Source organism: Candidatus Paracaedibacter symbiosus, assembly GCF_000757605.1.
GTDB classification, from domain to species: Bacteria; Pseudomonadota; Alphaproteobacteria; order Paracaedibacterales; family Paracaedibacteraceae; genus Paracaedibacter_A; species Paracaedibacter_A symbiosus.
This window is the reverse complement of record NZ_JQAK01000001.1, coordinates 934228-955635: the sequence shown is the minus strand read 5'-3', so window position 1 is coordinate 955635 and position 21408 is coordinate 934228. Positions and strand designations below refer to the sequence as shown.

The 21408-nt window shown below is 40.5% G+C and carries 13 protein-coding genes, 1 tRNA gene and 1 pseudogene; 11 read left to right on the top strand and 4 right to left on the bottom strand.

Annotated features, from left to right (window positions below):
• On the top strand, positions 1-210 hold a 210-nt coding region (locus tag IG80_RS16165), incomplete at its 5' end, for a hypothetical protein (RefSeq protein ID WP_232224324.1).
• A pseudogene (locus IG80_RS0104350) lies at positions 168-1742 on the top strand (TSCPD domain-containing protein); the annotation flags it as partial. The gene IG80_RS16165 and the pseudogene IG80_RS0104350, both read left to right, overlap by 43 nt.
• A gap of 145 nt (positions 1743-1887) precedes the next feature.
• Here the strand turns inward: IG80_RS0104350 and IG80_RS0104345 are convergent.
• A complete protein-coding gene (locus IG80_RS0104345) occupies positions 1888-2922 on the bottom strand; it encodes a threonine aldolase family protein (protein ID WP_032112715.1) in 1035 nt (344 codons plus the stop codon).
• Between the two features lie 456 nt (positions 2923-3378).
• Here IG80_RS0104345 and IG80_RS0104340 point away from each other — a divergent pair, with 456 nt between their 5' ends.
• From IG80_RS0104340 to IG80_RS0104305, 7 genes are all read left to right on the top strand, one after another.
• Positions 3379-4515 (top strand): thiolase family protein, encoded by a 1137-nt coding sequence (locus IG80_RS0104340; protein WP_032112714.1) that lies wholly within the window; start codon positions 3379-3381, stop codon positions 4513-4515.
• The gene (locus IG80_RS0104335) at positions 4515-6824 is read left to right on the top strand and encodes a 3-hydroxyacyl-CoA dehydrogenase/enoyl-CoA hydratase family protein (protein WP_032112713.1); all 2310 of its coding nucleotides are present in this window, start codon (positions 4515-4517) and stop codon (positions 6822-6824) included. Before IG80_RS0104340 ends, IG80_RS0104335 begins: the two co-directional genes overlap by 1 nt.
• A 2-nt stretch (positions 6825-6826) precedes the next feature.
• Positions 6827-8623: an acyl-CoA dehydrogenase C-terminal domain-containing protein gene (locus IG80_RS0104330; protein ID WP_032112712.1), complete on the top strand. Its 1797-nt coding sequence runs from the start codon at positions 6827-6829 to the stop codon at positions 8621-8623.
• Between the two features lie 16 nt (positions 8624-8639).
• Positions 8640-9461, top strand: a complete 822-nt coding sequence (locus IG80_RS0104325; protein ID WP_032112711.1) for an SDR family oxidoreductase — start codon at positions 8640-8642, stop codon at positions 9459-9461.
• Positions 9462-10147: 686 nt separating this feature from the next.
• A complete protein-coding gene (locus tag IG80_RS0104320; protein WP_198027178.1) occupies positions 10148-10654 on the top strand; it encodes a hypothetical protein in 507 nt (168 codons plus the stop codon).
• Positions 10655-10827: 173 nt separating this feature from the next.
• Positions 10828-10903: transfer RNA gene (locus tag IG80_RS0104315), tRNA-Lys, on the top strand.
• A 153-nt stretch (positions 10904-11056) separates the two neighbouring features.
• Positions 11057-13075, top strand: a complete 2019-nt coding sequence (locus tag IG80_RS0104305) for a long-chain-fatty-acid--CoA ligase (RefSeq protein WP_084756260.1) — start codon at positions 11057-11059, stop codon at positions 13073-13075.
• 393 nt (positions 13076-13468) lie between these two features.
• On the opposite strand, the gene IG80_RS0104295 is transcribed toward IG80_RS0104305, so the two are convergent.
• Both IG80_RS0104295 and IG80_RS0104290 read right to left on the bottom strand, forming a co-directional pair.
• Positions 13469-15628 carry a tetratricopeptide repeat protein gene (locus IG80_RS0104295; protein ID WP_032112708.1) on the bottom strand — a complete coding sequence of 720 codons (2160 nt, stop codon included), beginning with the start codon at positions 15626-15628 and terminating at the stop codon, positions 13469-13471.
• Positions 15625-16938 (bottom strand): helix-turn-helix transcriptional regulator, encoded by a 1314-nt coding sequence (locus tag IG80_RS0104290; protein ID WP_032112707.1) that lies wholly within the window; start codon positions 16936-16938, stop codon positions 15625-15627. The genes IG80_RS0104295 and IG80_RS0104290 overlap by 4 nt, the downstream gene beginning before the upstream one ends.
• Positions 16939-17234: 296 nt before the next feature.
• Between IG80_RS0104290 and IG80_RS0104285 the strand changes: the two genes are divergently transcribed.
• Complete coding sequence (locus IG80_RS0104285; protein ID WP_032112706.1) at positions 17235-18005, top strand: hypothetical protein; 771 nt, start codon at positions 17235-17237, stop codon at positions 18003-18005.
• Between the two features lie 489 nt (positions 18006-18494).
• On the opposite strand, the gene IG80_RS0104280 is transcribed toward IG80_RS0104285, so the two are convergent.
• Entirely contained in the window at positions 18495-19085 is a 591-nt protein-coding gene (locus tag IG80_RS0104280; RefSeq protein ID WP_032112705.1) for a ProQ/FINO family protein, read from the bottom strand.
• Between the two features lie 559 nt (positions 19086-19644).
• Here IG80_RS0104280 and IG80_RS0104275 point away from each other — a divergent pair.
• Positions 19645-21315, top strand: a complete 1671-nt coding sequence (locus IG80_RS0104275) for a hypothetical protein (protein WP_032112704.1) — start codon at positions 19645-19647, stop codon at positions 21313-21315.
• The last annotated feature ends 93 nt before the right edge of the window (positions 21316-21408 follow it).

Here is a 21408-nt window from a genome sequence, read left to right as displayed (position 1 = left end):
TCTTTCTACAAGGTTGAAGGGGGCAAATTACATTACCACACCGACAAAGGCTATCATCTATTAAAGCGACCAGAAGGCGTATTGTTGTTAGAGGATATTAAGCGCGCGAGCAAGCCAATTGCCAAGAACGCATCCGCTCGTATAACTTCGTATAATGTATGCTATACGAAGTTATTACGATTGCACCCACAGGAACCATTGGGTTGGTGATGGACTGCGATACCACAGGGATTGAGCCAGATTTTGCCTTGGTGAAGTTTAAAAAACTCGCTGGTGGTGGTTACTTCAAGATCATCAATCAGATGGTACCTTCCGCTTTGACACGCCTTGGTTACACGCAGTCCCAAATTGATGACATTATTGGTTATGCGGTTGGACATGGAACATTGGAGGGAGCGCCTGGAGTAAGCTTTGCGGCGCTTAAGGCGAAAGGCTTTACCGATGAGGTGATTCAAAAACTAAAAGAAGCTTTAAAATCAGCCTTTGATGTTAAATTTGCCTTTAATAAATTTTCTCTTGGTGAAGAATTCTGTACAAAAACTCTTGGATTTACCCAGGCACAGCTTAACGATTTCAGCTTTGATATGTTGATAGAGCTTGGTTTTTCCAAAGCTGATGTAGAGGTTGCCAATGGATTCTGTTGTGGAACAATGACCCTTGAAGGGGCGCCTCACTTAAAAGATGAGCATCTGCCGGTATTTGATTGTGCCAATCCGTGTGGACGTATAGGTAAGCGATTCTTGTCCATTGACAGTCATATTGACATGATGGCCGCTGTGCAACCGTTTATCTCTGGTGCGATTTCCAAAACAATCAATATGCCAAACAGTGCTTCTATTGAGGATTGTAAGGAAGCCTATCTTAAGTCCTGGCGTTTATGCCTCAAGGCTAATGCGCTTTATCGAGATGGATCAAAACTGTCTCAACCCTTGAATTCTGCTCTGATAGAAGAGGAAGAAGTTGAAGAATTGATGCAACAATCACCAACGAACCGGGCGCAATTTGTGGCTGAACGAGTGGTTGAGCGAGTCATTGAAAAAGTCATTCATGCTTCACAACGTCAAAAACTACCAAGTCGCCGCAATGGTTATACGCAAAAAGCAACGGTTGGTGGGCACAAGATTTATTTACGTACTGGCGAATATGTCGATGGCAATCTTGGCGAAATCTTTATTGATATGCATAAAGAAGGCGCGTCCTTCCGTTCTTTGATGCATAACTTTGCGATGGCGATTTCCATTGGTTTGCAATACGGTGTGCCGTTGGAAGAATATGTTGAAGCCTTTACCTTTACTCGTTTTGAGCCATCAGGAATGGTTGAGGGAAACCAGGCAGTTAAGATGGCCACCTCAATTCTTGACTATATCTTCCGCGACTTGGCGATCAACTATTTGGGCCGTCACGATTTGGCACACGTCCAACCAGAAGATTTGCTGCCGGATACGATTGGCGAAGCAAATGACTATCCCGCATTGATGGAAACAATGGAGTCAACGGCAGAAGCTGCAGAAACAGTGACGGAAAGCAATCTTTATATCATTAAACCTGTTGAGACAATGCAAATGACTGGCACCGATGGTGGTCGAGTAGTTGCAGCAAGTGCGCGGAGTGTTAGCTCACAACGGGCTCGTTTGCAAGGTTATGAAGGGGATGCCTGTGGGGAATGTGGGAACTTTACCATGGTTCGCAATGGAACTTGTTTGAAGTGCAACACATGTGGAGGCACTAGCGGTTGTTCTTAAACGGAAAGCATCGCAAGTTCCTATAAATAATAATTAATTTCACTTTTCAAAGAAGCCCCGGTCTAAGATCGGGGCTTTAATGATGAAAATAGGGGAATACTGATTAAAATTGAGATAGTAAAACGATTTGCCTGAAGATAACGAATTAAGTTGACCTCAAACTATACACTTTTTCAATGTCAGATTGTTTACTATTAAACGAGGTCACAAAGCGATAGACTTTATAGGTTTCATGTTCATCAAAGCTCCAATCATAGAATTGGAATCCTTGGTCGCGCAAGGTTCTGGCTAAAGCGACTGGCATTCTAGCAAAGATTTCATTGGCCTCAACAGGATAGAGTATTTCTACCTGGCCAAAATTTTGTAGTGTTTGGCTTAATTGTTGCGCCATAGTATTGGCATGTCTGGCATTTTTCAGCCATAAATCATTTTCGAAAAGTGCTTCAAATTGGCATGAGAAAAAATGCATCTTGGACATTAATTGTCCAAAGCGTTTTTGCTGATAATCCATATTCTTGGCAAGATCTGGATTGAAGAAAACGACAGCCTCTGCCGCCAACGCACCATTTTTTGTTCCCCCAAAAGAAAGCACATCGACACCCAAACGCCAGGTAAGATTGGCAGGAGATTCACCTAATTTCACAAGGGCATTGGCAAATCTGGCTCCATCCATATGAACATAAAGATCATGTCTTTTAGCAATACTAATCAGTGTTTTTAGCTCCGCACGCGTATAAACAGTTCCCAATTCGGTGGATTGCGTCAGGCTTAAAGCCGCCGGCATCGCCGCATGGGGTCGCATGGCCCTTAAGTTATGAATAGCGCGGTTAAATGCCGTCGGACAGATTTTGCCATGAGATCCTGGTAAATTGATGAGCTTAGCCCCTCCCGTAAACAACTCAGGCGCATTTGCTTCATCGGTTGTTATATGGGCGTGATTACCACAAAAAATGACCCCATGGGAGGGTGTTAAGGCAGACAATGCCAAACAATTTGCTGCTGTTCCCGTGGCCATAAAGTGAACGCTAACCTCTTTTTCAAAAAGGGTATTAAATTGGGCGCATACGCGTTCAGTAACGGCATCAGAGCCATAAGCATCAGCAATGTCACTGTTAACGGAACTAATGTTTGCCAATACTTCAGCAGAAATACCAGATGTATTATCGCTTTTAAATGCCATGATAATATTATTCTCAATACGTATAATTAATATTGTTAATTCAATTGCTGAATTAAAAATATTATTACAAATTGAGTTATTAATCTAATTTGATTTCATTATCACTCAACCATTTCCCATCTTTAATGAGATAATCAATTTAAGCAAGGGCGCCTTTCAAAGCTTGAAAATACATCCAAAATATCCCCATAACTCTGCATCAATCTATACTAGATTGGCTATAGTGTGGGTTTTAAAGGTCCCTTAAAATTCCTAGGTAAATATCCGCACTCTGCTCTATTTATTATTGCTATACACAATTATTGCTATTTGATTAAATAGGGATTCTGTTTTGCTCTCGGTGATCGACGGCCATTAACTAATTTTTAAAGAATACAAAAAATTGAAAAGAGATATGGCACCTTTGAGGATTATTGCTATAATTTTATTAAAATCAAACTAAGTTATAGGTGTTTCATGACTCATGCTGTTATTGCGGGATACGCGCGTTCTCCTTTTGCCTTTGCGAATAAAGGGGAATTGATCAAAGTTCGGGCTGATGATATGGCAGCCGAAGTTGTCAAGGCCTTGGTGACAAGAACGGGTGTGAATGTTGGCGATATTGAGGATTTAATTCTTGGTTGTGCGTTTCCTGAAGGGGAACAAGGATTAAACCTCGCCCGTCTGATTGTTTTGAACGCAGGCCTCCCTATTTCAATAGCAGGCGTCACGGTGAATCGTTATTGCGGTTCCTCCATGCAATCAATCCATCAAGCTGCTGGGGCCATTATGGCAGGTGCTGGTGAAGTCTTTATTTGTGCTGGTGTTGAGTCCATGACCAGAGTGCCCATGGGTGGTTATAACCTGCTGCCAAACCCCAGACTCTATGAGGCGATGCCAGGGGCTTATATGTCCATGGGAGAAACAGCCGAAAATATCGCGCACCGTTGGAAAATCTCCCGCGAAGAACAAGACCAATTTGCCTTTCTTAGCCAACAAAAAGCAACCCGCGCCCAAAATGAAGGTAACTTGTCGGAGGAAATTGTTCCTATCCCAACAAAAACCGGCCTCATTGAAAAAGATTCTTGCATTCGTCCCGGTACAACTCTTGAAGGGTTGGCGGGTCTTAAGGCTGCCTTTGATGTGAAGGGAACTGTGACAGCAGGGACATCTTCACCGCTCACAGATGGTGCCTCTGCTGTGCTGGTATGCAGCGAAGCTTACGCCAAAAAGAACGGCCTTAAAATCATTGCCCGGATTAAAAGCTTTGCGGTTGCCGGCTGCGATCCAGAAGTAATGGGAATTGGTCCAGTCGCCGCAACGAAGAAAGCGCTCGCACGGGCAGGCCTTACCATGAAAGACATTGATGTTATTGAGCTGAACGAAGCGTTTGCAGTTCAGGCCTTAGCCTGTATTCGGGACCTTGAGATGGATATTGCTAAGGTAAATATTGATGGCGGGGCCATAGCTATTGGTCACCCATTAGGGGCAACAGGTGCTCGCATTACTGGAAAAGCCGCCTCATTGCTGCGTCGTGAAAGCAAGAAATATGCGCTGTCGACTCAATGTATTGGGGGTGGTCAGGGGATTGCAACAATTTTGGAGGCTATGTAATGGAGCATCAAATCAAACGTGCTGCCGTCATTGGCGCCGGTGTTATGGGAAGTGGGATTGCCGCACATATTGCTAATGCCGGCATTCCTGTGTTGCTGCTTGATATTCCGCAATCAGGATTTGGGAAGAAAAACGCCCTTGCTGAAGGTGCTATTGCCCGGATGAAGAAAAATGAACCAGCTGCTTTTATGTCACCCGAAGCGGCAAAACGCGTCACTGCCGGTAACACTGAATCGGATTTAGAGCAGCTAAAAGAGTGTGACTGGATTGTCGAAGCCATTATCGAAAAGCTGGATATCAAGCGCGAGCTTTATGAGAAATTGGAAAAGATTGTAAAACCTGAAGCGATTGTTTCTTCTAATACCTCTACCATTCCTTTAAAGCAATTGATGGAAGGAAGAAGCGCTGCCTTCCGCAAGCAATTTTTCATTACTCACTTCTTTAATCCACCCCGTTATACTCGGTTGCTAGAAATTGTGGCTAGTCCCGAAAGCGATCCTACTTTGGCCAAGAAGTTGCATCACTTTGCAGATGTCGCTTTGGGAAAAGGGGTGGTCCATTGTAAGGATAGTCCTGGATTTATCGCAAACCGTATCGGCACCTTTTGGATTCAAAAGGCGATGGTTGAAGCCTTAGATCGTAACATTAGTGTTGAAGAAGCTGATGCGATTTTCAGTCGTCCGTTTGGTATTCCCAAAACCGGTGTTTTTGGTCTTGTTGATTTGGTCGGTCTTGATTTGATTCCGCTTGTGACTAAAAGTATGCAGGCCTTGCTCCCCCCAGACGATCGCTTTCAAAAAAGTGCCCGTGATGTGGCAGTGATTCAAAAGTTGATTGAAGAGGGTTATACTGGACGCAAAGGGAAGGGCGGTTTTTATAGGCTATCCACGAGTGAGGGGAAAAAAGTCAAGGAGGCCGTGAACCTCAAGACTGGGGAATTTGCAAAGGCGAAAAAACCTACTCTCCAAAGCTTGTCAGTTGCCAAAGACAATCTCAAGACATTGCTTGCTTATAAAGACAAATACGCCGAGTACGCCTGGGAAGTGATTTCAGAGGTGCTGTGTTATTCGGCCGAACTTGTGGGACATATTGCCGATGATATCGTCGCCATCGACATGGCCATGAAGCTTGGCTACAATTGGAAATATGGTCCGTTTGAATTGCTGGATCGCATTGGCGTTGAGTGGTTTTCTCAAAAACTCAAAGAAAGCGGCAAAGAAGTGCCGGCGATTTTGCAGGCTGTCCACTCTTTCTACAAGGTTGAAGGGGGCAAATTACATTACCACACCGACAAAGGCTATCATCTATTAAAGCGACCAGAAGGCGTATTGTTGTTAGAGGATATTAAGCGCGCGAGCAAGCCAATTGCCAAGAACGCATCCGCCGCCTTATGGGACATTGGTGATGGTATCGTTTGCTTAGAGTTCTGTAGTAAAATGAACTCCCTTGATCCCGACATTATGAAAATGATTCGTAAAGCTATCGAGATTATTCCGGGTACTTATAAAGCTCTTGTCATTTACAATGAAGGATCTAATTTTTCTGCTGGCGTCAATCTGGGTCTTGCCCTTTTTACGGCCAACGTCGGGATGTGGCCTTTGATTGAGCAAATCGTTGAAGACGGTCAGATGACATATAAGGCCTTAAAATATGCGCCCTTTCCAGTTATTAGTGCGCCTTCTGGAATTGGCGTGGGGGGAGGTTGTGAAATCCTCCTCAGCAGCGATGGCATCGAAGCACACGCGGAAAGCTATTTAGGACTAGTTGAAGTCGGAGTTGGTGTTATTCCAGCCTGGGGCGGATGTAAGGAAATGTTAACCCGTTGGTTGACACTTAAAAAACGACCAGGAGGGGCAATGGTTGCCATTGCTAAAGTGTTCGAGATGATCGGCACGGCAAAAGTGGCAAAGTCTGCCCATGAAGCTAGAGAGATGATGATATTACGCGAAGATGATGGCATCGTCATGAATCGGGATCGATTGCTCGCCGCGGCCAAAACGAGAGCTTTGAAGATGGCAGAAAACTACCAAGTTCCAGAGTCTGTTTCGCTTCATCTTCCTGGCCCGGCGGCACGCGTTTCTATGCAAATGGCCGTCAAAGGCCTCGCCCTTGCCGGGAAAGCAAGCTCTTATGACATTGAGGTGACGGGAAAGCTTGCTCACGTCTTAAGTGGGGGTGAGGATGGAGATTGCACTGAAGATGAGCTGTTAAAGCTGGAACGCGAGGTGTTTAATGAACTGATTCGTAATCCTAAAACACTCGCCCGTATTGAGCACATTCTTGAAACCGGTAAACCATTGAGGAACTAGCCATGCCAGTCTATACAGCCCCTTTACGTGATATGTCCTTTGTCTTAAAAGAAGTCATTGGCATTGACAAATTGACGGCAATTAAAAACTACCAAGATCTATCAGAGGATCTGATTGAGGCGGTGTTAGCCGAAGGTGCCCGCTTTGCAGAAAATGTGCTCCATCCTCTCAACCAGTCGGGCGATAAAGAAGGATGTCATTGGGAGAATGGTACTGTTCGCACTCCTAAAGGTTTTAAGGAAGCTTATGCCGATTATGTGGCAGGTGGATGGCCTTCTTTAAACTGTGATCCTGAGTTTGGGGGGCAAGGCTTGCCGAATGTGATTGCCTTGTTTTTTGAGGAAATGATTTGTTCCTCTAACATTTCTTTTGGACTTTATCCCGGCTTGACGCGGGGCGCCTATGAGATGTTGCACAACCATGGTAGTGAGGAGTTAAAGAAAAAATATCTCCCCAAAATGGTTGAAGGCACTTGGAGCGGGACGATGTGTTTGACGGAGCCCCATTGTGGCACAGACCTAGGGTTACTGCGGACGAAGGCAGAACCACAAAGCGATGGCACTTATAAGCTTACCGGAACAAAGATTTTTATTTCGTCTGGTGAACAAGATTTAACAGAAAACATCCTTCACTTCGTGATTGCTCGAACTCCAGAAGCGGTTCCTGGAATTAAAGGAATCAGTTTATTCCTCGTGCCAAAGTTTATGGTTAGTGAGGATGGCTCATTGGGCGCCCGCAATCCTGTCACCTGTGCCTCTATTGAGCATAAGATGGGGATTAAGGGGTCGGCAACGTGCGTCATGAACTTTGATGGGGCGACGGGCTATTTGGTTGGAGAGCTATATCAAGGTATTCAAAACATGTTTACCATGATGAATGCCGAGCGGTTAGGTGTTGGGGTTCAAGGGTTGGGCGTTGCTGAAATTGCTTGGCAGAATGGCTTGAAATATGCGCGTGAACGCCTCCAAGGACGCTCCTTAACGGGGGTTAAACATCTTGACAAAATGGCAGATCCGTTAATTTGTCATCCAGATATCCGCAGATCCCTGTTCACAATGAAATCATTGATTGAAGGGAATCGCATGTTGGTGGCCTGGATATCCTTAAATCTTGATATGTTTGAGCATGGTGCTAATCCTCAAGAAAAAGAAGAATCGCACGATCTTGTGCAACTCATGACGCCAATTATCAAAGCTTTCATGACGGATACCAGCAGCGAAATTGCCAACATGGCGATGCAAATCTATGGTGGCCATGGTTATATTCAGGAATGGGGGATGGAGCAATTTGTGCGTGATGCACGGATCACTCAAATCTATGAAGGCGCTAATGGAATTCAAGCTCTTGATCTGGTGGGCCGTAAATTATCTGCCCATGCGGGACGTTTATTGCGCCGATTCTTTCATCCGGTTCAAACCTTCATTGAAGAGCATGCAGAAAATGAAACAGTGAAAGAATTTGTTGAACCTTTGGCTAAGGCCTTTGGTCGTCTCCAGCAGGCAACCATTGCAATTGCGCAAAAAGGGATGAGTAATCCTGATGAAGCCGGGGCAGCGGCAACTGACTATTTGCGCCTGTTTGCTCTTGTTACTCTCACGTACCTCTGGTGCCGTGCGGTGATGGTGGCACAGCGGAAAATTGGTCAAGGTGAAGATGATTTTTATGGGGCCAAGATTCACACGGCTCGATTCTTCATGCACAAGATTCTGCCCCAAACATCGTCCTTGTTTGCCACAATTATGACAGGATCAAAACCAGTTATGGTTATGGATGAAAAGTTGTTTGGGCCGGTAAATTAATAAAGGATCATTTGTAATGACAAAACTGCAAGGGAAGACGGTTTTTATCACCGGCGGTAGTCGCGGGATTGGTCGGGAAATTGCTTTGAAAGCGGCTCGTGATGGGGCACAGATTGTGATTGCGGCAAAGACAGGAGAACCGCATCCAACCCTAGAGGGCACCATCTACACCGTTGCGCGCGAAATCGAGGACGCTGGTGGGCGCTGTCTTCCTTTGAAAGTTGATATTCGGGATGAGGTCCAGATTTATGGAGCTGTTGAACAAGCAGTACATCAATTTGGGGGGATCGACGTATTGGTGAATAATGCCAGTGCCATTAGTTTGACGCCGACTCTCCTCACTCATCCTAAAAAGTTTGATTTGATGTTTGATGTGAACGTGCGCGGGACTTTTCTTGCCTCCCAAGCCTGTTTGCCGCATTTGATGAAGGCGGAAAATCCTCATGTGTTGACATTATCACCGCCACTCAATATGAAAACCAAATGGTTTGAGCAACATGTTGCTTATACTATGACAAAGTACGGCATGAGCATGTGCGTTTTGGGAATGGCAGCTGAGTTTAAGGAAAAAGGGGTTGCCTTTAATGCGCTATGGCCCGTCAGCATGATTGCCACAGAGGCTTTTAAGGCGATTGACACCTCCATTCCTTTTGATTGTATGCGAAAGCCAGAAATTGTGGCGGAAGCAGCTTATGAGATTGTGACGCGTCCAAGCAGAGAATGGACGGGTAATTTCTTCACCGATGAGCAGGTATTGAAAGAGGCAGGCTTCACTGATTTTTCTCATTTTGCTGTGAATCCGGAGAAGAAATTATTGCTTGATTTGTTCCTCGATTAATTAACGTCAGCCCGATTTAAGAAGAAGGCAATACGTTATTTTTATTAACTTTTGTCATTCTTAGGCTAACTGGAGTTGGTTTTTCAAAGGAAAACCTTAGGACCTTTTGACTCGAGGACTCCATACATTAAAAACAATATATGGATCTTCCGATCTACAAAAGTAGGGATTTCCTATAGAAATTCAGCTTTTTTTGTCCAAATATGATAAGGAGGGAGTTGCTTTTTAGAGCTCTTAACTCAGCTGGGAGAGCACATGATTTATAATCAGGGTGTCATTTGAGAATCCTTAAGCTCTTCCCTGTTCTTCCTCCCATATGAAGGGAACCTAGCAAGAAAGTTAAGTCAAGTAATTATATTTTACCATTTTTCTCCTTCCTTAAAATAACTTACCCTTTCAATATGATAAAAAAGAATGATATGCGTAGTTTTATGACAAAATAAAGAAGGAATTAATATGATGTTTAAAAAATTTATTTATTTCTTTTAGTAGGATGGGGAATTTCCTACTCTAGCCCCTTGTTTTGTGCTCAGTTTTCTCCGATATTTGAAGAAAGCGCCACTGTTAAAAGAAATGAACTTCTCCTTAATCAACGCCCTCAAATGTTCAAAGAAGAGGATGGGAGACCAAAAGCAACCGCCGGTGTCCTTTTATATATTTATTCTAAGGAAGGAGATGCTTACCTTTTGCTAGGAAGAGAAAGAATCGATCTCGAAGAAAGAAAAGCAGCAGGAAAATATTCAGAATTTAGTGGTAGTATGGAACTGGTTGCCCCTAATAAGCCAGAGACTTTCTTAGAAGGTTGTTTAAGGGAATGCCGTGAAGAAACAGCATCCATTTATAATTTACATCCTTCATATGCCTTATCCAAAAGTTATCTTTATTTTGATACAAAACCTCAACGCGAAATTGCCATCATTATTATAGAGGCGCCTAAGTACGTTTCGCGTGAAGACTTGCTTTTACAGCGAAATGCCCAAAAGGATATCCACATGCTAGATAAAGATGATTTTAAATGGCTTAAGGTAAGGGACTTTATTCACAACAAACCAAACGAATCGGGAGTGATAACGGTGAAAGACTTAGAAGGGAACAGCACGATAATACCTCTCCGTTCATTTTTTTTGGAATATTTAAAGGATGAAAATTTTTTAAATATTCTTCGTCAAATAGATAAAAAAAATGCCTCCTAAAGGTGTTTGGTCCACCAAGTGTCACGAGCAAATAAAGGATTATAAGTGTCAACTTTGCTCTTAAAATTACCATAAACTCAGCAAAAGGAGATTGTAATTTTTTTACAAGCCTCCTTACAATTTTATCTTGACGAAAATAGATTGGATCGATATAAAGGTGGAGTTACTTCTTAGGGCCCTTAGCTCAGTTGGTAGAGCACCTGACTTTTAATCAGGGTGTCGAAGGTTCGAATCCTTCAGGGCCCACCATTCCAGACTATAAGAGAATTTTCTCTTTCATTCGCTACTTCCTTTTACAGCTATTCATTATTAAAAATTATCACCTATCCACAATATTTAGGTTTTTATTAAATTTTTTCATGGTACGATAGGAAACAGAATTAGATTTATGTAATGGTTATCATGGTGGAAGAAAATAAAACAGTCGCAAAAGTGAAAACAACAAAACCTAAAGCAACAACCGCGCCTGCTAAACCTAAAGAAAAAACATCCAAAACATCCACTGCAAAAGTGTCGACGGTAAAAAAATCGACTGTCAAAACGACACCAACCAAAAAAACAGTCACTCAAACTGCAAGTGAAAAAAAAGCGCCCTCTAAAACAGCATCAGCTTCTGTAGAACTAAAAAAAGCAACATCTAAAACCACGACTGTCAAGAAAACAACAAAAGCGACATCAGCAGCTGCGTCTACATTAACAAAAAAAACCTCCACGAAAGCATCTAAGCCTCTTTCTCAAGCCTATCCTTGGCTTAAAAAATACCCTCAAAATATTCAATGGGATGTTGAGATTGAACCAAAACCTTTGTATGAGATGCTGCATGACACTATCCAAAAAGTACCCCATAGCTCATGCATTAATTTCTTAGGTAAGAAGTTTTCTTACGAACAAGTCGGCGATCTGGTGAATCGTGCGGCCAAGGGCTTACAAACCCTTGGGGTAAAAAAGGGAACACGCGTCGGTTTGTTTATGCCCAACGCCCCTTATTATGTTGTGATGTATTTTGCGATCGTGCAGGCAGGCGGGATTGTGGTGAACTATAATCCACTTTATACCGATGCAGAAGTCAAACACCAAATTGATGATTCCGAAACTGAGATTATGGTGACATTGGATCTAGACATATTCTATAAAAAACTGGAACCAATGTTAGAAAAGACTGAACTTAAAAAGTTGATCATTTGCTCGGTTGGCAAGGCGTTACCTTTTTTCAAAGGATTGTTATTTTCGCTTATCCGTATGAATGATAGGGCGCATGTAGCCTATAGTGATCACATTATTAGCTATGATGATATTATTAATAATGACGGCAAGTATACTCCCGTTAAGATTGATCCTCTCAAAGATGTGGCGTTGTTCCAATATACCGGAGGTACCACAGGTGTTCCAAAAGGGGCGATGTTAACCCATGCGAATGTCTATTGTAATGCGATACAGGCAAGTATGTGGTTTGTCGGTTTTGAATATGGTCAGGAAAAGATTTTAGCAGGATTACCATTGTTCCATGTTTTTGCGATGACAGCGGTGATGACATTGGCGATAAAAATTGGCGCGGAAATGATTATGATGTTTCCCCGTTTTACCGTTGAAGAGGCGATGCACCTCATTAATAAGTATAAAGTGACTTTTTTTCCTGCTGTGCCGACAATGTACGGGATGATTAATAATCACCCAGATGTGCGGGATTTTAATCTTTCTTCGTTAAGAATGTGTCTGTCTGGTGGGGCTGGATTACCTCGTAAAATTAAACAAGATTTTGAGAGATTAACAGGATGTAAGTTGGTGGAGGCCTATGGACTCAGCGAAACATCCCCAGCAGCAACGTCTAACCCTATGGAGAGTGAAAATAAAGAAGGGTCTATTGGAATTCCATTTCCGGGAACGACGGTTCGGATTGTCTCGCTTGAGGATCCAAATAAAGAAATGCCGTTGGGTGAAAAAGGCCAAATCGCTATTAAAGGCCCTCAGGTGATGTTAGGGTATTGGAATCATTCAGCCGAAACCACGAAAACCTTTGCGGGTGATTTTTTCCTTACCGGTGATGTTGGTTATATGGACGAGGATGGTTATACTTTCCTAGTTGATCGCATTAAAGATGTGATTATTTGCAGCGGTTTTAACGTTTATCCACGTATGGTCGAAGAGGTTATTTACAAGCATCCAGCCATTGAAGAGGTAACAGTGATTGGTGTGCCAGATGAAAAACGGGGCGAGACGGTAAAGGCGTTTGTCAAACTCAAAGCTGATCAAGTGTTGAGCGAGGAAGAGCTATTAACTTATCTTCATGATAAGCTAACTCCTATTGAGATACCTAAATTTATTGAATTCCGCGAGGCGTTGCCTAAGACGATGATTGGCAAATTATCGAAAAAAGAACTCAAAGCAGAAGAACACGAACGGCGATTAGGCTCGATTGAATAGGTGAAATGGCCAACAAAAAGGGTGCACGTCGCTTGGTAGAAACTTGCTCTTATAATTTCTGCTCAAAATGTCACAACATTAGCGCGGTCTAAAGGGGGGGCGAGAGAACCTAAGGGGACATCATCTCTTCGGGCAATGATATAGAAAAGCTGCTTATCATGCAGATATTGCTGAAAGATGGCGTATGAGTCTTTTGCAACTTCACCACCAGGAGGGAGTGGGGGTGAGGGGACTAAACTCACTTCCCAGATTGATTCTTAGAGCCTGGCTAAGACCTTGTCCTGACATTTTGCGTTGGCTTCTTTGGCAGTCCACAACTTAAAAAACCCCCTTTCCCTGGATAAACATCTTGCGAAATGACGTTTATCTTCTTCTATATATTTGAAAGGAGATTCAATTTTGCCCAGCTATCTTGGACTCTATTCTTTTAATATGAGGAGAAGTTGGTGGAAAATGTTTTTTTACGATGTCGAGGGCTTGATTTAGGTACCCATTAGCTTGATTCTTAAAGTTCTCAGATTGTTCGGGATTATCCTTATTGATTCCATGGGTAAGTTTTTGGAGATAGAGATCTGCTAAACATTCTAATGCTATATAGGCTTCAGGATGCTTGTTTTGTAAGAATAAATTTAAAGAGTGCGTAATAAGATTTTGTGCAGACTCTAAATGTCCTTCCAACAGATATACTTTTCCCAGCTCCATTAAAATACGGGCGTTCTCTGGATGATTTTTACCATAATGCTTTTCATAATTTTTAAGGCTTTTTTCAAGTAAATTCTTTGAGGTTTCATAATCTCCCATGCCTTTATTGACAATACCTAAGTGGGCAGTTGTCCAAGCAATTGCAATGTGGTCTTCAGATAAATTATTGCCATAGATTGCTAAACTTTGTTCGAGTAATTCTTTAGCTTTTTCATAATCCCCCAGCTCTCTATAGACGATCCCTAAAGGCGCCAATACCCAGGAAACTCTTACATTGTTTTCAGAAAGATGAGTTCTATAAATCTTAAGGCTCTGTTCAAATAATTCCTTGGCCTTTTTATAGTCCCCCAGACATATATATACTCTTCCAAGGTGGGCTAAAGTCCAAGCAAACCCCCCATGGTTTTTGGGGAAATTTTTTTTATAAATTGCCAAGCTTTGCTCAAGTAAATCTCTGGCCTTTTCGTAGTAACCTAGTTTTCTATAAACTACTCCTAGAGATCCTAAGGACCAGGCAAACCCCCTATGGTTTTCAGAAAGATGGGTTTGGTGAATTAATAGACTTTGTTCGAATAGTTCCTTGGCTTTTTCATAATTTCCTAAACTTTTATGGACCATTCCTAAATATCTTAACGATTGGGCGATTTCTATATAACTATTTGGACAGTGAGTATGGTATAGTTGAATACTTTTTTCCAGTAAGTCTCTGGCTTTTTCATAATTCCCTAACTTTCTATAAACCATTCCTAAGTGTGTTAATATATTAGGAACTCTAAAATAATTTTCCGGAGAATCTTTATTTAAATAATTGAGGCTTTCTTCTAGGATTTTTTGAGATTTACTATAATCACCTAAATAAAAATAAATAATTCCTAATTTGCCATTTAGAGCGGCTCTCAATACATTGTTTACAAAAATGGGGTGGCTTAAAAAAACCTCACAATGGCTTGCGAGAAGTTTCATTCTTGAAAAATCTTCCTCCGATATTATCGTCGCTGCATATTTTTCCAAAGTAGTCAAAATTGCCTGAAGGGATTGATTGTTTTGATCTGTGTGGAGTGTTTTTACAAAATACATCAAGCTTATTTCTTGGGTGCTTTTATGGAGCGAAAGAGTAGGAAAGGAGTACAAAAAGGTAGAAGTGCTGTTGGTTAAAAGAGAATATTTTTTTAAATTATAGATGAAATTATCGACCACCACTTCACCTTTATGAGTATCTAGTAAAGTTTTAGGGATATCTTGAGAATTTAAAAGAGAAATGAATAATAAGAGTTCTTCAAAATCTTTATTTGTTTCTATAAGGCTTTTTAAAGATAAGGCAATAACACTGTAGCGTGTCCGGGAATAATTATTTGCCCCTTTCAAGATGTTTTCCTGAATGAGCGCAAAGTCTCCATCATAATCCTTTAAATATTCCAAATACTTTTCATATGGAATATTCGTGGTTTTTAAATAGTAGGCGGCAATAGAGATATCCAGAGGAAAGGGTGGCAAATTGTTTAGAAAAGTTTTTGCTTGTTCTTTTTGGTTAGGGGAAAATTGATTTGTGTCCCCATTATTCATAATTTGGGTAAAAAGGATTAATTTTTCGCTAGCAGTTAATTCCCCTATTTCAATAGTGCTATGGATATAGCCATTACTATTAATATTACTATCTCTTGTTGTAAGAATAACTCTTCCTTCTCCCCATGTGTTTTGATCTTGAGGAATGTAGTTTTGAATTTGACTAAAATTATTTAAATCATTGTAAATTAATACCCAATTTGAATGGGTTCTCAATTTTTCTTTTACAAAAGAGAGTAATTTCTGTTCTCTTTCTAAGAGACCTTTAATTTCTTCGATTTCTCTCAATATTTTTTTTCTTTTTCTGTTTTACACAAAGCGTGGGCTAAGCTTTCGAAGGAGTTAACCAGATTTTCCTTGGTCTCTGCGTTAATTTCCCATACGACAGAGGCTTGTTGATTGCGGGCATATTGTCGTGCAAGGGTGGTCTTCCCCGCACCCCCAATACCAACAAGAGCAATGACTTGAATAGCTTGTTTTTTGTTTAACTTTTTTTCTATCTTAGAAAGGAGGTCAGGACGTGAAAGAAGAGTGGAGTCAGTCGGAATAAATAAATCCGATCGAACCGACGGAATGGCGGGGAGAAATGCTGGTTGAATTGCTTTTTTCCCTACAAATATTACGCTGAAGAGACTAAGAATAATAAGAGCAAATGCTCCTCGTCGTAAGAAAGCCTTACGGGGATTTTTTAGAAGGTTTGAATAAAAGTTATCATTTGAGGTGATTTCCTTTTCTTCTATTTCAAGGCGATCCAAGGGGGCTGTATAGTCATTCTGCAGAGGAGCGTGTTGTTCGCTAAACTGTGAAATTAATTTCTCCAGTTTTGGATTAATTATTATTCTTTTTAAGATATTAAAAACGCCAACATAATAATTTTGCTGCTTACTAAAATCTATCCAGTCGCTGTTTTCTAGATCCGCGGGTACAGACTGGGCTGTTTCTTTATCCACTCCAAGAAAAATGAGAGAGCCTGGTTTTGTGGTAACTTTTTCGGGGAAGGAAGGGGAAGGAATTGATTTCCCTTCACTTTCCCTTGATTGAATCTGCGTTATAAGGTCTGTAGGAGCAATAACCAGAAAATACCCGGTAAGGTCAGCATCTTCCTTAGCTATCAAATAAGAAATGAGGTTTTCTTTCTTTTGCGGGGTTAATGATAGCTTAATTCCTGCGAGTTTTAGATGCTTTTCTAGTTCTCGAGCAAGCTCTATGCTTGCTAGATCTTCCGCTTGAAAGAGAAGAGAAACAATGGGGGGATTTGGGTTGGTTAATCTTGAAACTTCCTGCAACCTTTGTTTAAAAGTAAAATCGCTGAATAAATTTACATAATGATTTCTTAAAATGGAGACTCTATCGGTTTTTTCAATAAAATTTAATATTCCTTCGCGCGAATGACAGTCTACCTTTAGCATAATGCTACGGATATGAGTTTCGATGGTGCGCGGTGAAATTGATAGAAAAGAAGCGATGACTTTAGGAGCTCTTCCACTTAAGAGACAGGCAATAATATCTATCTCCCGACTGGTGAATTTAATCCCATTTATTAAATCGAGTTGCTTCACATAAGTGTCGTCTAAAAGACCGTCTTTATTATTTATCATTTTTGCGAAATAACATACTTTTTAGATTGAGGGCCCCTGAAAAGAGACTTTACTTAACCATTGCCCTAAATCCTAAAGGAAATCCAACATTTTTTTCAGCTTTCTTGAATTATGTCATCTTTACGTAGGTAGGTGTCTTACGCACATTTACGCGATAGAAAGGGTAATTTTTTGTGAATAGGGTGAAGCCATTAAAGCATAACGTACGTTAAAGAATGCTTTAATAAAACCAGTGAGGACCTCCCGATCCTCCCTTTTAAAGGCCAAATAGTAAAATACAACTTACGGAGTATATTATGACCACTCGGAATAAAATGCCTCTTTCTAAGAAACTAGCCTACACTTATGCCTTACTGACTGGCACGTCTCTCTTATTTTCTACGGCACAAGCAGGAAAATTTGATGACGTAGACATTCTTCCTTTAAATAACGCTTCTCATTGTCTTACATGTGTTCCCTGTCACCCTAATGAGGGTATTGGGGACTGCGGAGAAAACTTCGTCTTCAATTTATTAGAAAATAAAGGGTTCGAGACTTATAAAGCCCCTTATAATAACTCTGGCCATGGCATTGATATCGTAGCATTTAAATATTTGAAGGGTTCTAACGGACGATCAATTCCCTTGATTTTGTTACATGAATCAAAAATGTCGGAGGGTTCCAATATTAGCGCCCGCGCTTTTTATCATAAACTTGGAGACTCAAATAGTGGCTACCAACAATCCCGCAGTTGGTTAAACAACGCAATAGCCAAGATGAAAAAGAGCAAGTATGACGAGATCATGCAATTAGCCTTCAAAATAGAAACAACTCTTAACAATGGAGGCTATTTCGTACGGACGGGCAACTTGAGAGTTGACACCAATCAAGGCTCTCGTATTCAATTTTATGCTTTAACAGATAAACACTCAGAGGCTTATGCTTTAGAAAGTAAAACTTTTTTCAGCACGGGCCCATTTTTGGGGCGATGGAGTAATCAATACGGAAAAAGTTTCTCTCCCCAAAGCAATGAGCTTGACTTAAATAATAAGAATACCATTTCTTTGCTTAATTCCGTTTTTAAATAAAAGAATAGGGAATATTTGAAAAAATCTCTTAAGAAGAGTAACAGCAATGCTTATAAGAAGAGATTAAGAACTGGCTGAGTTATTCAGCGATAGAGCTCACCATACTAAATTTTACGACTCTCGCCCTTTACGATAGAAAAAGGGGAGGGGCGTAAAGTTTAATATCCCTTTCATGAGTGAAGAATAAGGCATGGTTAGGTGAAAACATACAAGGCATAAGAAGGCGCTATTAGTCTGATGAACATGCTGAATGTCATCGCTAAGTTTCTTCCTGATAGAATTTTAGGTGGGGTGTGTGCAGCTAATGAACAGCAACGGTATCAGCAAGCAGTGAATAAGTTAACGTGGGGATTATTAAGCTCTTACGCCGGTACAATATCAACACGAATTAGTCGATAAGAACCCCAAAACAGCTTATGATTTAGCGCAAAACATGGCAAAAACCAGCCTTAAAAGCCTTAACTGAGCCTCTTAAGAGGGGCCCAGAGCCTAGTGTGCTTTTGGGGTAGGAAGTTGCTGGCGAGCAAACTCCTTTTCGTGTTCGGTGACTTCTTCTACGGCTTCTCCTTGAAGGTTATAGCGATGTGAAGCAGTGATGAGAGCTGTCTGGTATTGATTCCAATGAGCATAAAACCTGATAGCATCCCGGATACTTACTTTAGAAAAAGGAAGGTTGTCTGGGAGGACAGCAAAGATATCTTTTTCAATGCGTTTTTTCAGTGGGACGGGTTCATTTTTCTTAAAACAAAGGGGATAGGTTTCTTTCAGCCAATCAAGCGCTAACTGAAGCTGCTTAAATTTTTTCCGGCGCGCTGCTATTTTGATAGCCCTCACCTCTTGAAGGGATTTTTCTTTACTATTTGCCTTATTCCCCTTTTCGGCTTGCGAAGCATTTTTAGGAGAAACTGCTTTAGACGGGACTCCTTTCTTCTTGTTTTGGGTTACCTTTGCCGGTTTTGAGCCAGTTGCATACAGATCTTTTAATTGCTGCAATTTTTCTTGAATGCTGGCCGGCTCTTTCCCCTTGTCAAAGTTGAGAGTGAGAGTTTTACGATCAGTAAGAGAAGAATCTTTTGTCATCACTTATATCACTTCAATAATTAAATATTTTTTTGATCCGTTAAAATATGAGTAGCCGTTCATAAATGGAGGAACCGGATAAGTATTTTTCATGGGTTATTGGTTTACATAATAGTCATTATATTTTTAACGTCGTTAAAATTTGACACAGAACCACCCTTTTGAAAAGCCTATTTCTGTTAAAATAGAATAATTATGTTTCAAAACATTGAACTTCTACCTCTCCACATAAAGCTTGTCTCCAAGCCGGTTCCAACAATGTTATCAGTGCTTTTATGTTAAGTGTCATCTTCTTTGACATGATTACTGTATTGCCTTGATGAGAAAACCAGTTGCCACAAATTATTACCGGTGTCAAATTCTCCGATGGACGTGAGCTCATCGCCATAGATGAAAAAGCTGTTGCCTAATCAGGATTATCACCAACTTTTGAGATAAGCGCATCGTGCCTTCCTTTAACCATAACTATCTAGCCGGCACTTCCTCTCTAAGCCAGTTGGCGGCGCCACTTTTTAGATAGTTTATAATAGTGTAATAGCTTAGTATGATATAATGAAATTTGATTGCTAATATAATCAGACTTGAAAAATTAAAGGTTGATTCTTATTTTTTAGATATAAAAAAATTAATTTTAAAATACTTATTTAAAATACTTAAGAGCTTACAAATGATAAAAATTTTATTTATATTTTTGGCTTCTTGGTTATCCTCTAGCCATGCCATGGAAAAACCAGCAGACAAGAAAGACTCCTTTCAACCTTTATCTAGCTTAGCGCAGCTTTCTGAAAATAATTTAAAAATTGTTCTTCAGCCACAAGAGGAGGATACGTATATAGTTAGAGCCAATAATATATTAATTGATAAGGCTGAAGATAATATTTTTTCTGATAATTCACCTATTATCCTAGATGCTGTTACATCCTCATCTATGGAAGAGTGCTTGAATAATGCGGCGGCTAGGACAATTTCTTTATTTTGTATTGACTATAGTCAAGGCCAGATAACTTTAAATAAGTTGGAATCAACTATTAGGTTTTTATTTATTATCGATAGCCTTGATGGTTGCCTTCCTAGAAATAGGTCGATTAATGTTGTTATGACCCTTTATGGCACATTACTGTATTGTCTTCAACATACCAAAAAATGGGATCGTAATATGGCTAATGAGGTTTTAAGCAGGGTAAGTGGGCGCCTTATGAAACGAGTTAATTTAATTAAAGGATCCCTTTCTGATGACAAAGATCTTGAATCTTTAAACTATAGAAATAAGCAGTCTAATCCTTCAACTTTTTACCTTAATCTAGGAAATGAAATTATAAAATCCTTGAAAAAATTAAAGTATATAAAGTCACGTGATGGATACCCTGATAAGCTTACTGCCCAAATTATAAAAGATTATGTTAATTTTAGGGCAGCAAACCTAGGAATGAGTTATACTAATATTATTCAACCTCTGCCCATATCTGATGAGCAAAAAAATCCAATACGAAGCCACTCTAGTATGAAAGAGGTGGAAGATTCAGCTGAAAAATCCCAAGCTACAGAGAAAACAAGAAAAAAAGCTAAGAGACGTCATCAAATTGAAGATGAAGATACAGAAGCAGAAGCAGAACCGGTTGTTGATTCTTGGACAAATGAACAAGAAGAAAGAGCCCCTAAAAGACAAAAAGATACCCCTCACGACGAACTTGAAAAGGAAGGTTCCTTTGATGCCTTGAGAAAAGATTTAGGGGAAACAGAAAAATTATTTCTTGGCACACTTTTTCAACAGAAAATCAATTATTTTAAAAGCTTTTTTTATGAAGTAGCTTCTAGTGATTGCCAACAAGCCATCCTAGAATATTATAATTACGCCTGCAATAGGGGAATAAATAACTTTTTCTTTTTTAATATTTTAAAAGAATCTCTTGATGTTAAAGAAATTGAGAGTGAAAACAGCAATCTAACATTAAATGAAGCTTATATACGGTATCTTGAAGCTTATAAAAAAAAGCAGGAGCTGGAAGCTGAACAGCAAGAAGTGCAAACATTTATTATGGATTTTGAACAACTTAAGCAAAAGGCGCAGAAACTTATGCTAGGACATTTGTTTGATAAGAATCCAGCTGTAGAGCTTGAAAGAATAAAATCCGGCTTACAAAGGGTACAAGAAGAAATAGACGCCCTTAAAGATAAAAATGATTTTGACTTTAGTCGTTTAAGCGCTGCCCTAAATAAATTAGCATCCTAAAAGCTGCGCAAAAATCTATTAAAAGATGAAAAGAGACACCCAATTCTATGGTTTCGTAAAACTAGCCTATGCTTATCGAAAGGGTTTAGGTAA